The 13,817-nt window shown below is 69.3% G+C and carries 16 protein-coding genes; all 16 read right to left on the reverse strand.

Annotated elements, in window-relative coordinates; translation table 11 throughout:
- Positions 1 to 27: 27 nt before the first annotated feature.
- Complete coding sequence (locus ACFV9G_RS08375) at positions 28 to 243, reverse strand: hypothetical protein (RefSeq protein ID WP_378726674.1); 216 nt, start codon at positions 241 to 243, stop codon at positions 28 to 30.
- 4 nt (positions 244 to 247) lie between these two features.
- Entirely contained in the window at positions 248 to 2,563 is a 2,316-nt protein-coding gene (locus tag ACFV9G_RS08380) for a RelA/SpoT family protein (protein ID WP_378726676.1), read from the reverse strand.
- 62 nt (positions 2,564 to 2,625) lie between these two features.
- Positions 2,626 to 3,192 (reverse strand): adenine phosphoribosyltransferase, encoded by a 567-nt coding sequence (locus tag ACFV9G_RS08385; protein WP_378726678.1) that lies wholly within the window; start codon positions 3,190 to 3,192, stop codon positions 2,626 to 2,628.
- A complete protein-coding gene (secF, locus tag ACFV9G_RS08390) occupies positions 3,189 to 4,430 on the reverse strand; it encodes a protein translocase subunit SecF (RefSeq protein ID WP_378726680.1) in 1,242 nt (413 codons plus the stop codon). Before secF ends, ACFV9G_RS08385 begins: the two co-directional genes overlap by 4 nt.
- Positions 4,430 to 6,142, reverse strand: coding sequence for a protein translocase subunit SecD (secD, locus tag ACFV9G_RS08395; RefSeq protein ID WP_378726682.1), 1,713 nt, complete (start codon positions 6,140 to 6,142; stop codon positions 4,430 to 4,432). The genes secF and secD overlap by 1 nt, the downstream gene beginning before the upstream one ends.
- 7 nt (positions 6,143 to 6,149) lie before the next feature.
- Positions 6,150 to 6,518 carry a preprotein translocase subunit YajC gene (gene yajC, locus ACFV9G_RS08400; RefSeq protein WP_378726684.1) on the reverse strand — a complete coding sequence of 123 codons (369 nt, stop codon included), beginning with the start codon at positions 6,516 to 6,518 and terminating at the stop codon, positions 6,150 to 6,152.
- An 87-nt stretch (positions 6,519 to 6,605) separates the two neighbouring features.
- Positions 6,606 to 7,688, reverse strand: coding sequence for a Holliday junction branch migration DNA helicase RuvB (ruvB, locus tag ACFV9G_RS08405; protein WP_378726686.1), 1,083 nt, complete (start codon positions 7,686 to 7,688; stop codon positions 6,606 to 6,608).
- A gap of 6 nt (positions 7,689 to 7,694) precedes the next feature.
- Positions 7,695 to 8,294: a Holliday junction branch migration protein RuvA gene (gene ruvA / locus ACFV9G_RS08410; RefSeq protein ID WP_378726688.1), complete on the reverse strand. Its 600-nt coding sequence runs from the start codon at positions 8,292 to 8,294 to the stop codon at positions 7,695 to 7,697.
- Complete coding sequence (gene ruvC, locus ACFV9G_RS08415) at positions 8,291 to 8,815, reverse strand: crossover junction endodeoxyribonuclease RuvC (protein ID WP_378680464.1); 525 nt, start codon at positions 8,813 to 8,815, stop codon at positions 8,291 to 8,293. Before ruvC ends, ruvA begins: the two co-directional genes overlap by 4 nt.
- A 147-nt stretch (positions 8,816 to 8,962) precedes the next feature.
- A complete protein-coding gene (locus tag ACFV9G_RS08420; RefSeq protein WP_378726690.1) occupies positions 8,963 to 9,205 on the reverse strand; it encodes a DUF6458 family protein in 243 nt (80 codons plus the stop codon).
- A gap of 125 nt (positions 9,206 to 9,330) precedes the next feature.
- The gene (locus ACFV9G_RS08425; RefSeq protein WP_378726691.1) at positions 9,331 to 10,098 is read right to left on the reverse strand and encodes a YebC/PmpR family DNA-binding transcriptional regulator; all 768 of its coding nucleotides are present in this window, start codon (positions 10,096 to 10,098) and stop codon (positions 9,331 to 9,333) included.
- 105 nt (positions 10,099 to 10,203) lie between these two features.
- Complete coding sequence (pdxT, locus tag ACFV9G_RS08430; RefSeq protein WP_378726692.1) at positions 10,204 to 10,782, reverse strand: pyridoxal 5'-phosphate synthase glutaminase subunit PdxT; 579 nt, start codon at positions 10,780 to 10,782, stop codon at positions 10,204 to 10,206.
- A 42-nt stretch (positions 10,783 to 10,824) separates the two neighbouring features.
- On the reverse strand, positions 10,825 to 11,964 hold the full coding sequence (locus ACFV9G_RS08435) for a signal peptidase I (protein WP_378726693.1): 1,140 nt from the start codon (positions 11,962 to 11,964) through the stop codon (positions 10,825 to 10,827).
- The gene (locus ACFV9G_RS08440; protein WP_378726695.1) at positions 11,961 to 12,554 is read right to left on the reverse strand and encodes a SipW-dependent-type signal peptide-containing protein; all 594 of its coding nucleotides are present in this window, start codon (positions 12,552 to 12,554) and stop codon (positions 11,961 to 11,963) included. The genes ACFV9G_RS08435 and ACFV9G_RS08440 overlap by 4 nt, the downstream gene beginning before the upstream one ends.
- Positions 12,551 to 13,189 carry an LPXTG cell wall anchor domain-containing protein gene (locus ACFV9G_RS08445; protein WP_378726697.1) on the reverse strand — a complete coding sequence of 213 codons (639 nt, stop codon included), beginning with the start codon at positions 13,187 to 13,189 and terminating at the stop codon, positions 12,551 to 12,553. The genes ACFV9G_RS08440 and ACFV9G_RS08445 overlap by 4 nt, the downstream gene beginning before the upstream one ends.
- Complete coding sequence (locus ACFV9G_RS08450) at positions 13,186 to 13,806, reverse strand: signal peptidase I (protein ID WP_378726699.1); 621 nt, start codon at positions 13,804 to 13,806, stop codon at positions 13,186 to 13,188. The genes ACFV9G_RS08445 and ACFV9G_RS08450 overlap by 4 nt, the downstream gene beginning before the upstream one ends.
- Between the last annotated feature and the right edge of the window lie 11 nt (positions 13,807 to 13,817).

Genomic DNA, 13,817 nt, shown 5'->3' on the forward strand with positions numbered 1-13,817 from the left:
GGGTTACAGGCCGGCGCCGCCGTCGGCTCAGAAGCCGCCGGCGGGAGGACCGGCGTCAGAGCCGCCGTGGGGCGGGCCGCCGTAGTATTCGCCCTTGCCCAGCGCCTGACCCCTGTTCCGGTTGGCCACAGCTTCGTCGACGCCTCGAGATGACTTTCTCACCGCTTGCCACACGATGGCGCCGACGATCAGGACGCCTACGGCAATCAGAAACCAGGTGAACGGGTCCATCGGCTTGCTCACTCTCTCATTGGGTGACGCGGTAGGCGTCGAAGACGCCGGGGACGGTGCGTACCTGCTTCAAGACGGTGTCCAAGTGCTTGGAGTCTGCCATCTCGAAGGAGAACCGAGACTTCGCGACACGGTCGCGAGTGGTGGTGAGCTGGGCGCTGAGGATGTTCACGTGGGCGTCGGAGAGCGCCATCGTGATGTCGGAGAGGAGCCGGGCCCGGTCGAGCGCCTCGACCTGGATGTTGACCAGGAAGACCGAGTTGGAGGTGGAGCCCCACTCGACCTCGAGCAGGCGCTCGGGGTGAGAGCGGAGCTCGGCGGCGTTGGTGCAGTCGGTGCGGTGGACGGAGACTCCCCCGCCCTTGGTCACGAAGCCGAGGATGTCGTCGCCGGGCACCGGTGTGCAGCACTTGGCGAGCTTGACCCAGACGTCCGGGGAGCCCTTGACGATCACGCCGGCGTCGGAGTTGGCGGCGGAGACCTTGCCGTGGCGCCGGCGGCCGACGTTGATGGCCTCGGCGAGATCCTCGGCGGCACCCTCGTCGCCGCCTCGATCCTCGATGACGCGGCGTACGACCGCCTGGGCGGAGAGGTGGCTCTCGCCGACCGCGGCGTAGAGCGCCTCGACGTCGGCGAGGTCGAAGTGGTCGGCGACCTGCATCAGCGACTCACGCGACATCAGCCGCTTGAGGGGCAGGCCCTCCTTGCGCATCAACCGGCCGATCGCGTCCTGGCCCTTCTCGATGGCCTCGTCGCGGCGCTCGCGGGTGTGCCACTGCCGGATCTTCGCCTTGGCCCGGTTGGACTTGACGAAGGAGGCCCAGTCGCGCGACGGGCCGGCGTTGGGCGACTTGGAGGTGAAGACCTCGACGACGTCGCCGCTCTCCAGGGTCGACTCCAACGGCACCAGACGACCGTTGACCCGGGCACCGATGGTCTTGTTGCCGACCTCGGTGTGGACGGCGTACGCGAAGTCGACCGGGGTCGCGTCGGCGGGCAGCGCGATCACGTCGCCCTTGGGCGTGAAGACGTAGACCTCGGTGCGCTTCATCTCGAAGCGCAACGACTCGAGGAACTCGCCGGGGTCGTTGACCTCCGACTGCCAGTCCATGAGCTGCTTGACCCAGCTCATGTCGTTGTCCATCGGCCGGTCGGTGTCGACACCGGCGCGGCCGTCCTCCTTGTACTTCCAGTGGGCGGCGACGCCGAACTCGGCGCGGCGGTGCATCGCGAAGGTGCGGATCTGCAGCTCGACCGGTTTGCCTTGGGGGCCGATCACGGTGGTGTGCAGCGACTGGTACATGTTGAACTTCGGCATCGCGATGTAGTCCTTGAACCGCCCCAGGACCGGGTTCCACCGCGAGTGCAGGATGCCGAGGACGGAGTAGCAGTCGCGCTCGTCCTCGACCAGGATCCGGATGCCGACCAGATCGTTGATGTCGGAGAAGTCCTTACCGCCGACGATCATCTTCTGGTAGATCGAGTAGTAGTGCTTCGGTCGACCGGTGACGGTCGCCTTGATCCGGGCCTCGTGCAGGTCGCGCTCGACCTGGTCGATGACCTGGGCCAGGAACTTCTCCCGTGACGGGTTGCGGTCGGCGACGAGGCGGACGAGCTCGTCGTACATCTTCGGGTAGAGGGTCGCGAAGGCGAGGTCCTCGAGCTCGAACTTGATGGTGTTCATGCCGAGCCGGTGGGCCAGCGGCGCATAGATGTCGAGGGTCTCGCGGGCGCTGCGCTCCTGACTCTTCTGCGGGACGTAGCGCAGCGTACGCATGTTGTGCAGGCGGTCGGCGAGCTTGATCACCAGGACCCGGATGTCGCGCGACATCGCCACGACCATCTTGCGGATGGTCTCGGCCTGCGCGGAGTCGCCGTAAGTGACCTTGTCGAGCTTGGTGACGCCGTCGACCAGGTGGGCGACCTCCTCACCGAAGTCCCGGGTGAGCTCCTTGAGCGTGTAGGGCGTGTCCTCGACGGTGTCGTGGAGCAGCGCCGCCACCAGGGTCGGCTCGGTCATGCCGAGCTCGGCGAGGATCGTCGTCACCGCGAGCGGGTGGGTGATGTAGGGGTCGCCGCTCTTGCGCATCTGCGTGCCGTGAAGGCGCTCGGCGGTGACGTAGGCCCGCTCGAGCAGGGGCAGGTCGGCCTTCGGGTGGTTGGACCTCACCGCCCGGAACAGCGGCTCCAGCACAGGATTGCCGGGCGTGCCACGGCCGCCGATCCTGGCCAGGCGCGCACGGACGCTGCGTCCCGACGGGGCCGGGCCACTGCTCTCCCGCGCCTCGATGTTGTGCGCACGAGGCTGCGCGACGATGCGATCCTCTGCCATGCACCGAGTCTACCGGCCGCACCCGGAGCATTGGCTAGGACCGCACCTGCATGATGGACCTGTCAACTGACCAACAGCGAGTGCACCGGCGTGTCCGGCAGCTTGCTGCGGGGGTCGAGGAAGCCGAGCTCGAGCAGCACCGAGACGCCCACGACGACTCCGCCGCAGCGCTCGACGAGCTCGATCGTGGCCGCCGCGGTGCCACCGGTCGCGAGGACGTCGTCGATGACCAGCACCCGCTCCCCCGGCGCGACCGCGTCGGTGTGGATCTCCAGGGTGGCCTCGCCGTACTCCAGCGAGTAGGAGACCGCGTGGGTCTCGCGGGGAAGCTTGCCGGCCTTGCGTACGGGCACGAAGCCCACGCCGAGGTGCAGGGCGGCGGGGGCGCCGAGGATGAAGCCTCGCGACTCCATGCCGAGCACCTTGGTGACGCTCACGTTGCCGTCGGCGTCGCGCGCCGGAGCGGCGAGCGCCTCGACCACCTGGGTGAAGCCGGCGTGGTCGGCCAGCAGCGGGGTGATGTCCTTGAACCCGACGCCCGGCTCCGGGAAGTCGGGAACGTCGGCGACCAGCCGCTCGAGGGTTTCCTCGAGCGACCGGCCACCAGCGGCCGTCTCGGAGACAGTCACTTCCGCTTCGACCTCGACTCACGCTTCGGCTGCGGACGCCCGGCGGCGCCGCTGTCGGAGACCTCACGGTGCTGGTCGGGTACGTTGCGGCCCCGACCGGTCGCGGAGCGGTTGGGGCTCGTGCCCCGGCTCACGCCGGCCTCGTGAAGGTCCTCGGAGGAGCCCTCGCGAAGCTCGTCCGGCTCGTCGCTCTCCGCGACCGGCATGCCTTCGTCGAAGACCGGCACCGCGGCGTACTTGTCGGCTTCCTTCATCCGCGCCGCGGCACGCTTCTCGGCGTCGACGACGTCCTTCTCCTTCGACTTCAGGTGCACCAGCAGCGGGGTGGCGATGAAGATCGAGGAGTAGGTGCCGACGGCCATACCGATGAAGAGGACCAGGGAGATGTCCTTCAGCGAGGAGGTGCCGAGCTGGACGGTGCTGACGTAGAGGATCGCGACGACGGGCAGCAGACCGATGATCGAGGTGTTGATCGACCGGACCAGGGTCTGGTTGACCGCGAGGTTGGCCGCGTAGGCGTAGGTCTGCTTCCTCTGCGACAGGTTGCGGGTGTTCTCCTTGACCTTGTCGAAGACCACGACGGTGTCGTAGAGCGAATAACCGAGGATCGTCAGGAAGCCGGTGACCGTTGCCGGAGTCACCTCGAAACCGACGATCGCATAGACGCCGACCGTGATCACCACGTCGTGGAGCAGCGCGACGACGGCCGCGACCGACATCTTCCATTCCCTGAAGTAGATCCAGATGAACAGGACCACACCGACGAGGAAGATGCCCAGCGCGAGGGCCGCCTTGGAGGCGACCCGCTGACCCCAGCTGGGGCCGATGCCGGTGCGGCTGACGTCGTCCTCGGCCACGTCGGCGGTCTTGGTGATCGCCGCCATGATCGAGTCGTCGGCCTCGGAGTTGTTGGCGATCGCCTTGGTCTCGATGACGATCGACTTGCCACCGGCCGTGCGCACCGTGGCGCCGTCTGCGGCCTCGACCGCCGTGTCGCCGACCGCCGCACGCAGGTCGTCGGCGAGCTCCTGGTCGGCCTGCGCGACGGTCACCGTGTAGCGCGTGCCACCGGTGAAGTCGATGCCGAGGTTGATGCCCTGCAGCCAGACACCGAGGACGACCGCCACGAGCACGACCGCGGACACGGCGTACCAGAGCATCCGGCGACCGACGAAGTCGAAGGACTTCTCGCCGGTGTAGAGCTCCTTGCCGAGCCGCGAGAAGGAGAACTTGCTCATCAGGCCTTGCCTCCGACCAGAGTGTTGCCCGTAGGGGCGTCGACGGTGCCGATTGCGCGCTTGTCCATGCCGGAGAGCACGTGGCCCTTGTTGAAGAAGCCCCAGCCGGCCATCAGCTTGGTCATCGGGTGGGTGAACCAGAAGAACACCAGCACGTCGATGATCGTGGTCAGGCCCAGCATGAAGGCGAAGCCCTTGACCTCGTTGGTCGCGAAGACGTAGAGCACGAACGCGGCCAGGAACGAGACGCCGTCGGAGGCCAGACACGTGTTACGGGCCCGGACCCAGGCGGTGTCGACGGCCACCCGCATCGAGCGGCCATCACGCATGTCGTCACGCATCCTCTCGTAGAGGATGATGAAGGAGTCGGCGGTGATGCCGATACCGACGATCAGACCGGCCACGCCCGGAAGGTCCAGGGTGACGCCGGCGGTCTCGCTGAGCAGCAGGATCATCCCGTACGTCAGAGCACCCGCCACGAGCAGAGACCCGATCACCACGATGCTCATCGCGCGGTAGTAGAGGATCGAGAAGATCACCACGAGGATCAGACCGATCAGGCCGGCCCAGAGTCCGGCGGTGAGCTGGTTGCCGGCCAGGGTCGGGCCGATGACCCGGGTCTGGATGCCGTCCTCGGGGAAGTCGAGCGGCAGCGAGCCGTACTTCAGGTTGTTGGCAAGCGCGGCGGCGGACTCCTGAGTGAAGTCGCCGCTGATCTGGGCGCCTCCGCTGATCCGGGAGTCGGCGGTCGGGGCCGAGATCACCTTGGTGTCCAGGACGATCGCGAACTGCTCGCCGGTGCCGGCGATGTTGCCGGTGGTGTCGGCGAAGACCTTGTTGCCGTCGGACTTGAAGTCCAGGGTGACCACGTAGTTGGCCTGCTGCTGCGGGATGCCGTAGGAGGCCTCGCTGATCTCGGTGCCCTCGATGACTGCCGCGGTCAGCAGGTAGGGGACGCCGTCCTCATCGCAGGTCAGCAGCGGCTCACCCGCGACGTCCTCGGCCGGTTCGGCGCCCGGGGCGGGGCAGGTGAAGGAGTTGTAGGCGGTCGCCCACTCCTGCGGCACGTTGCGCATGAACTCGACCGCTTCGTCGACCGGGACGACCGAGTTCTTGCTCCGCTTCTCGGACTCGGCGCCCGCCGAGGCCGAGGGGCTGGCGCTCGGGTCGGCGCTCTCCGACGCCTTCTCGGAGGGCTTCTCCGACGCGCTCGCGGTCTCGGAAGCGCTGGCGGTCTCGCTGCCGAACGCCGCACGCGGGGAGGTGCCCGGGACGGTTCCGGTCGAGGGGTCCTCGACCATCGAGCCGCTCGGGTCCGCGGCGCCGCAGGGCTTCTGCGGGCTGCAGGCGACCAGGCGGAAGCGGAGCTTCGCGGTCTGGCGGACGCGCTCTGCGGTCTCCTGCTGCACCTTGCCGGTGCCGGGGATGGAGACCTTGATGACGTCGCTGCCCTCGGTGGTCACTCGGCCGCCGGTGATGCCGGAGCCGTTGACCCGCTGGTCGATGATCGACTTGGCCTCGTCGAGGCTCTCCCTCGGGACCGATCCGCCCTCGGTGTTCTCCGCGGTCATCGAGATCTCGGTGCCGCCGCGCAGGTCGAGGCCCAGCTCGGGCTTCCAGGTGCCGGCGTACGCGATGCCGCCGAACATGATCGCAATGGCCAAGAAGAGCAGTGCGAGTGTCCGGCCGGGGCGCGCTGTCTTGCGTGCCATGTGTGGGTCAGTCCTTCTTGTCGAGGTCCACGATGACGTTCTCGGCGCCCTCAGGGGTCTCGTCGGCCTTGGCCTCGACCTCGGGCTCCTCGGCGGCGTCCTCGTCGATCTCCTCGGCAGGCGCTTCGGTGACCTTCTGGGCCACGGCCTGGCGCACGACCTGGATGACGACGCCGTCGGAGATCTCGACCTTGATGTTCGTCGTGGTCTCCTCGACCTCCGTCACCGTGCCGAAGAGCCCGGCGGTCAGCATCACCCGGTCACCCGGCTGGAGGTTGAGCTGGAGCTCACGCGCCTGCTTCGCACGCTTCTGCTGCGGCCTGATCAACAAGAAGTAGAACAGGACGATGATGACGATAAAAGGAAGGAATTCCACGGGGGTTCGGCTCCGACAGTCTGAGTGGTCGCCGGCAGGCGCACGGCGACGTGCAAGTCTAACCAGGCACCTGGTTGAGACTGTGAATCAGGCCTCATCCCAGAGCGTTTCCCTGGACCAGGCCGCAGCCTCGGCGTTGGCCGGTACCGGCAGCCCGAGATGCTCCCAAGCGGCCGGGGTCGCGACCCGGCCACGCGGCGTACGGGCCAGGAAGCCGGTGCGCACCAGGAACGGCTCGGCCACCTCCTCGACCGTCTCACGCTCCTCCCCCACGGCTACGGCGAGGGTGGAGATGCCCACCGGGCCACCGCCGAATCTGCGGCACAGGGCGTCGAGGACGGCCAGGTCGAGGCGGTCCAGGCCGAGCGGGTCGACCTCGTAGAGGTCCAGGGCCTTCTCGGCGATCTGCTGGGTGACCGTGCCGTCGGCCTTGACCTGGGCATAGTCGCGTACGCGGCGCAGCAGCCGGTTCGCGATCCGTGGGGTGCCGCGGGAGCGGCCGGCGATCTCGGCGGCCCCGTCGTCCTTGAGGGTGACGTCGAGGAGGCCGGCGGAACGGCGCACGATCAGCTCGAGGTCGGCGGGGTCGTAGAGCTCGAGGTGACCGGTGAAGCCGAACCTGTCCCGGAGCGGTCCCGGGAGAAGGCCGGCCCGCGTGGTCGCGCCGACCAGCGTGAACGGCGGCAGGTCGATCGGGATCGCGGTCGCGCCCGGGCCCTTGCCGATGACCACGTCGACCCGGAAGTCCTCCATCGCCAGGTAGAGCATCTCCTCGGCGGGCCGGCTCATCCGGTGGATCTCGTCGACGAAGAGCACCTCGCCCTCGTTGAGCCCGCTCAGGATCGCGGCCAGGTCGCCGGCGTGGGTGATCGCCGGGCCCGACGTGATCCGCAGGGGCGCCGACATCTCGGCGGCGATGATCATCGCGAGGGTGGTCTTGCCGAGGCCCGGCGGCCCGGACAGGAGTACGTGGTCGGGGGCCCGCTCGCGCTGCCGCGCCGCCTCCAGGACGAGGCCGAGCTGCTCGCGGACGCGTTGCTGTCCGATCAGCTCGTCGAGGGTCTTGGGGCGCAGCGCCGCCTCGACGGCCCGGTCGTCCCCGTCCGCCTCGGCGATGGTCAGCGACGAGAAGTAGTCCTCCTCGGCCCGGTCCAGGTCATCCTCGTGCATGGGTCCTTATGCCTTAGATAGGGTCCGCAGGGCCGCACGCAGCAGCAACGAGATGTTGGCCTGGTCGCCGGCCTCGGGCTCGATGGCGGTGACCGCCTTGTCAGCGTCTCGGGCGTTGTAGCCCAGGCCGACGAGGGCCTCGGTGACCTGGTCGCGCCACGGGGCCGCTGCGGTGGCGGGCACTGGGGCGGAGGCGGTGCCGGTCGGCGCGCCGATCCTGTCCTTGAGCTCCAGGATGATCCGCTGGGCGCCCTTCTGGCCGATGCCGGGGACCTTGGTGAGTGTCTTCGCGTCCTCGCCCGCGATGGCCAGACGGATGCCGTCGGGCGAAAGCACGGCGAGCATGGCCTGGGCGAGCTTCGGGCCGACGCCGGAGGCGGTCTGGAGCAGCTCGAAGAGGGTGCGCTCGTCGGTGTCGGTGAAGCCGAACAGGGTCAGCGAGTCCTCGCGCACGACCAGGCTGGTCGGCAGGTGAGCCTCGTCACCGGTCCGGAGCGTGGCCAGCGTGTTGGGCGTGCAGAGCAGCTCGATCCCGATGCCGCCGACCTCGACGATGGCGGTGGAGAGACTGACGGCGGCAACCTTGCCGCGCACGGACGCGATCATCTGCGTACCTTCCCTGCCGCGGCCACCGCGGCTTCGATGCGGTTCTGGGCGCCTCCGCGCCACTGGTGGGTGATGGCCAGCGCGAGCGCGTCGGCGGCGTCGGCGGGCTTCGGCGGGGTCGGGAGCCGCAGGATCCGGGTCACCATCGCGGTCACCTGAGCCTTGTCGGCTCGGCCGTTGCCGGAGACGGCCGCCTTGACCTCCGAGGGCGTGTGCAGGGCGACCGGCAGTCCGCGCCGGGCGGCGCAGACCATGGCGAGGCCGCTGGCCTGGGCCGTACCCATGATCGTGGAGACGTTCGAGCGCGCGAAGATCCGCTCGATCGCGACCGCGTCGGGCCGGTGCTCCTCGATCCAGGCGTCGATCCCCTTCTCGATGCTCACCAGCCGCTCCCAGACGGGAAGGTCGGAGGACGTACGGATCACTCCGACGTCCACCATCGACAGCGGCCGGCCGAGCGACCCATCGACCACGCCCATCCCGCACCGGGTCAGGCCGGGGTCGATCCCAAGCACGCGCACTGGAGCACCTCTTCCACAACGACCGAGCCGGCCGGGTGTCGAACGTCTGTTCGCAGACTACCGGTCGGCTGCTGCCTCCGGGCTCGCGACACCCTCATTCAGGAGGATGCGACGTGCTCGGAGGTCCCGCGGTCGAGGCCCCCGTGCTCACAGGATGTCGGTGCGTCGCTCCTCGACGGTCTCCGTACCGTCGGCATGCCTCCGCCTCGCGACCGTGCGTGACCGACCTCCGGTGTTCAGGGTCACAGCGGTCAGGATCAGCACCACGGCTCCGACAGCGGCCAGGATCCAGCCGATCAGGGTCAGATCGACCCCGCTGACCGAGACGTGCACAGCCAACGCCAGGACAAGTCCGACGACGAGCAGAACCGCTCCTACGCCGTATCCCATCGTGTACTCCTTCCAGTGCGAACCCGCCCTCGTGGCGGTTCGTGACCTTCCGGGTACCCAGCATCCGGCCCGAGAATGAGCCGGTTCGCCGTACGGCCCAGCTCGCAGCTCGACCAGCGGAGCGATCAGGCGTCGACGGTCTCCATGACCTCGTCGGGGATGTCGGCGTTGGAGAAGACGTTCTGCACGTCGTCGAGGTCGTCGACGGCGTCGATGAGCCTGAAGACCTTCTCGGCCGACGGCGCGTCGGCGACGGGGATGTCCATGCTCGCGACGAACTGGACCTCGGCGGAGTCGTAGTCGATGCCGGCGTCCTGCAGCGCGGTGCGGACCGCGACAACGTCTGAGGGGTCGGAGACGACCTCGAAGGTCTCACCGAGGTCGTTGACGTCCTCGGCACCGGCGTCGAGGGTGGCCTCGAGCAGGTCGTCCTCGGAGACCTCCTTGCCCTCCTGCGCCTTGGCCACGACGACGACGCCCTTGCGGTCGAAGAGCCGCGAGACCGAGCCCGGGTCGGCCATGGTGCCGCCGTTGCGGGTGACCGCGGTGCGGACCTCCATGGCCGCGCGGTTGCGGTTGTCGGTCAGACATTCGATGAGGAGCGCGACGCCCTGGGGGCCGTAGACCTCGTACATGATCGTGTCGTAGCTGACGCCGCCGCCGTCGAGCCCGCCGCCGCGCTTGACCGCGCGGTCGATGTTGTCGTTGGGGACCGACTGCTTCTTGGCCTTCTGGATCGCGTCGTAGAGGGTCGGGTTGCCCGACGGGTCGGGACCGCCGGTCTTGGCCGCGATCTCGATCGTCTTGATGAGCTTGGCGAACAGCTTGCCGCGCTTGGCGTCGATCGCCGCCTTCTTGTGCTTGGTCGTTGCCCACTTGGAGTGGCCGCTCATCTGAAACCGTCCTTTGCCCCGCGTCGTCGCTGTGCTTGTCGAGCCGCCTCCGGAGTCGTCACAGGGCAGCAGGTGTCCATTCTAACTACGTGGCCCCGGTCACGGTCACCAGCAGGTGTCGAGGAAGAGCCGGTGCAACCGGTCCTCGCCGTTGACCTCGGGATGGAAGGAGGTCGCCAGCAGATGCCCGTGGCGTACGGCGACGGGGTGGCCCGCCACGCTCGCGAGCACCTCCACGTCGGGGCCGGTCGCCTCGACCCAGGGCGCCCGGATGAAGACCGCCCGGACCGTGTCCTTCACCCCGGCGACGGTCAGGTCGGTCTCGAAAGACTCGGTCTGGCGACCGAACGCGTTGCGCCGCACCGTGATGTCCAGGCCGCCGATCGTCTCCTGGCCCTCGGCACCGTCGAGCAGGCGCTCGGCGAGCAGCACCATCCCGGCACACGTACCGAAGACGGGCATCTTGTCCTCGACCCGAGCCCGCAGCGGCTCGAGCAGCTCGAAGGTCCTGGCCAGACGCCACATCGTGGTCGACTCGCCGCCGGGGAGGACGAGCCCGTCGCAGGTGTCCAGCTCGGCCTGGCGGCGTACGGGAAGGGTCTTGACCCCCAGCCGGGTCAACGTGGCCAAATGCTCGCGGACATCGCCTTGGAGAGCGAGTACGCCGATGGTCGGTGCAGTCACCTCGGAAGCGTAGTTCGCGGCGAGCGCCGCGCGGAACTCGGCTCAGGCGGTGTTGCACTCGAAGGAGGCGAAGGCGAGCACCGCGCTGCTGGAGAAGTTCACCTGGACGGTCGTCGCGCCGGACCAGCTGCTGCCGATGAGGTGGGAGCGCACCCGCAGCTGCAGCCGGGTGTTGGAGAGCAGGTTGAGGCCGAGAAGGTTGCCCAGCGTCGTCGCGTTCTGCTGGTAGACCTGCCTCGATCCGGCGACCCCGGAATGGGCGACGGTCAAGGCGGCGCCCTGGTTCTGGTTGGTGCTCCGGTTGAAGAACTGCAGCTGGTAGTCATAGCTCGCCAGCGGCGGGGCGGAGGCCGGTGCGACTCCTTCCCAACGCAGCGTGATCATGCTGCCGAGCGCCTGGTTCTGCGCCTGGCAGTTGCCGGTCCCGGTGCCGTTGCCTCCGCCGGAGGACGGCGTCGCGGTCGGCGAGACGAGGCTCGTCGTGCCGAGCGTCGCGCCCGTGACGTCCACCGGGTCCGTCCAGGCTGCCCAGGTCGGTGGCATCGCCGTGCCGAGCAGGAACGCGAGCACGAGGACAGCGAACGCGAGCCGTCCTCGGCGGCCCGCGGGCGGCTTCGGCGCGGGTTGTGGTGGTTCCGGCGGCTCGGGGACCTCGGGGGTCTCGGGGGTCTTCGGAGCAGGCGGGTTCGCCCGGCGGCGCATCAGGATCGTGAGCAGCAGCGCCGCGTAGCCGGCGAGCACGAAGATCCCCGGCGGGTGCGAGAGCCAGGCGATCACCGCTCCGAGATGGGGCACGGAGTAGACGACCCGGTCGGCGGCGGTCACCTGGTAGGGACGCAGATCCGCGGTCTCGTTGGCGTCGCCCTTCAGCATCAGCAGCGAGTTCGCCTCGGTGTGGTCGATCGAGACGACCCGGTGCGTCACCCGCGTACGTTCGTAGGGCACCGAGATCACATCACCCACCGCGATCTCGCGGTGGTCGACCGGCACCGCCAGCGCCAGCGAGCCGGTGGGGATCGCCGGTGACATCGATCCGGACCGGAAGACGAGCGGCCGTACGTCGAAGGCGACCCCCGCGAGCAGCGTCAGCAGGCACACCACGCCGGCCACCGCGGCCAGGGTGAGCGCGAGATCGCCCGCCCGCCGGGCGATGACGGTGGCGAGGCGCTGCAGCCGGGTCACGGCAGCTGGGTTCCGGTGAGCGTGAAGGTGAGGTTGCTCGAGCGGCCCTGGGCGGTGTCGGGGGCGTCGGTGCCGAGCGTCACCTGCAGGCAGAGGGTCTGCGACGTGCCCGGCTGGAGCGTGCGCGCGGTCGCGATGCCGGAGGACGGCAGCGGGCCGCCGGTGCCGGCGAGCGCCGTGCCCGGACAGGTCTGGTTCAGGGTGCCGTCGTTGGTCACGCTGGTGTCGGCGGTGACCTTGAGGGTCAGCGGGGCCAGCGTGGTGGTCGAGGAGCCGCTCGTCATCGTGTAGCTCAGCGGGATCGACCCGACGTTCTGAACGGTCAGGATGCCCGCCGAGGACGTGCCCGGGTACATGCCGGTCAGACTCAGCGCGGTGAAACCGGTGTAGGGGTCGGCGCCGTTGACCTGGAGGTCGAGCGTGCCCGTGGTCAGCGTGGTTCCGGTGACATCGACCGTGTCGGTCCAGTAGGCCAGCGTCCCGGTCGCCCCGATCGAGACGACCACGCCGAGAGCGAGCAGCGCGCGTAGGCGCGCGGACCTCGCCGCACGCCGCAGCGCGGCACCCGGGCGCCGTCGTGGACTGGTCATGATCTTCCCTTTCGCTTGCTGCGCAGGACGAGGGCCGTGCCCCCGCCGATCGAGAGTGAGGCCAGGGCGATCAGCCACCACGTCACCGGGCTGCCGGTCTCGGGCAGCAGACCACCGTCGCCCGCGGCATCACCGCCTGGCGGCGCGTCATCGCCCGACCCGGTCGCATCCTCCCCCATCAGCCGTACGTCGAGGCTGAACGTGAGCGACCGGTCCATCGTGTCGTTGCCCGCCCCCGGTGCGTAGGTCGCGGCGACACCGATCCGGTCCCGGGCGCCCTGTTCCAGCCGGCCCAGCTCGGCGCGGGCTCCTGGCCGTACGTCCTGCCACTCGCCCTCCCCTCGGCGCAGCCGCAGACTCATCGCACCCTCGGCGAGCAGGCCGTCGGTGTCACGGACGTCGGCACTCACGGTGAGCGCTCCGCGGCTCTCTCCGGCGTCGCGTACCCAGAAGGTGGCCTCTCGGGAGTCGCCGGGAACCCAGCGCACCTCCGGTTCGAACAGCGGCCGGGGCAGGTCGGCGGCCCAGGTGCGGCCGTCGTTGCTGAGCTGCACCGGCTCGGTCGCCGCCGCCGGTGCGGCCGCGGCGACGGTCGAGATCACCAGGAGCGCGAGCAGGAGGCGTACGGCCGTCATGGCTTCACCTCTGCGTCCTCGGCTCGCTCCCGGCGACGGTCGCGGATGGAGCCCCCGAACATCACCAGCGCGTAGCCGATGAGCAGCCCGGCGCCGACCAGCCGGGTGATGGCGCGCTGCTCACCGTTCAGCAGCGAGTTGAGATGGCCGACGTAGGGCAGCCAGTACCAGCGCTCTCCGCGCACCTGCACCGCCCGCACCGGCTTCACGTCCTCGGCGTCGTTCGCGTCACCGCGGGTCGTGAAGACCCGTTCGCCCTTGGTGGTGGTGCCGATGCCGGTGATGCGATGGGTCGCGACCGTCGGCTCCCCCGACCTCAGCTGGAAGGTGATCACGTCCCCGATCTGGAGCGTGGCCGGGTCCACCGGGCGTACGACCACCAGCGATCCCGGCGGCATGCCGGGCCGCATCGAGCCGCTGAGCACCGTGAACGCCTCTCCTCCGACGAGCCGCGGCGCGGCGACACCGAGGAGGATGACCGCGCCGGCCGCGATGATCACGAACCACACCACGAACTGACCCAGGAAACCGAGCACGGCTCGTGGCCCTGGGGTGGGCAGGCGTCGGCCTCCCGGCAGCGAGGAGCGCCGGGCGGACAACGCAGCGGCGGATGTCATGGACACCGCCT

The sequence above is a fragment of the Nocardioides sp. NPDC059952 genome (genome assembly GCF_042730435.1).
Taxonomy (GTDB): domain Bacteria; phylum Actinomycetota; class Actinomycetes; order Propionibacteriales; family Nocardioidaceae; genus Nocardioides.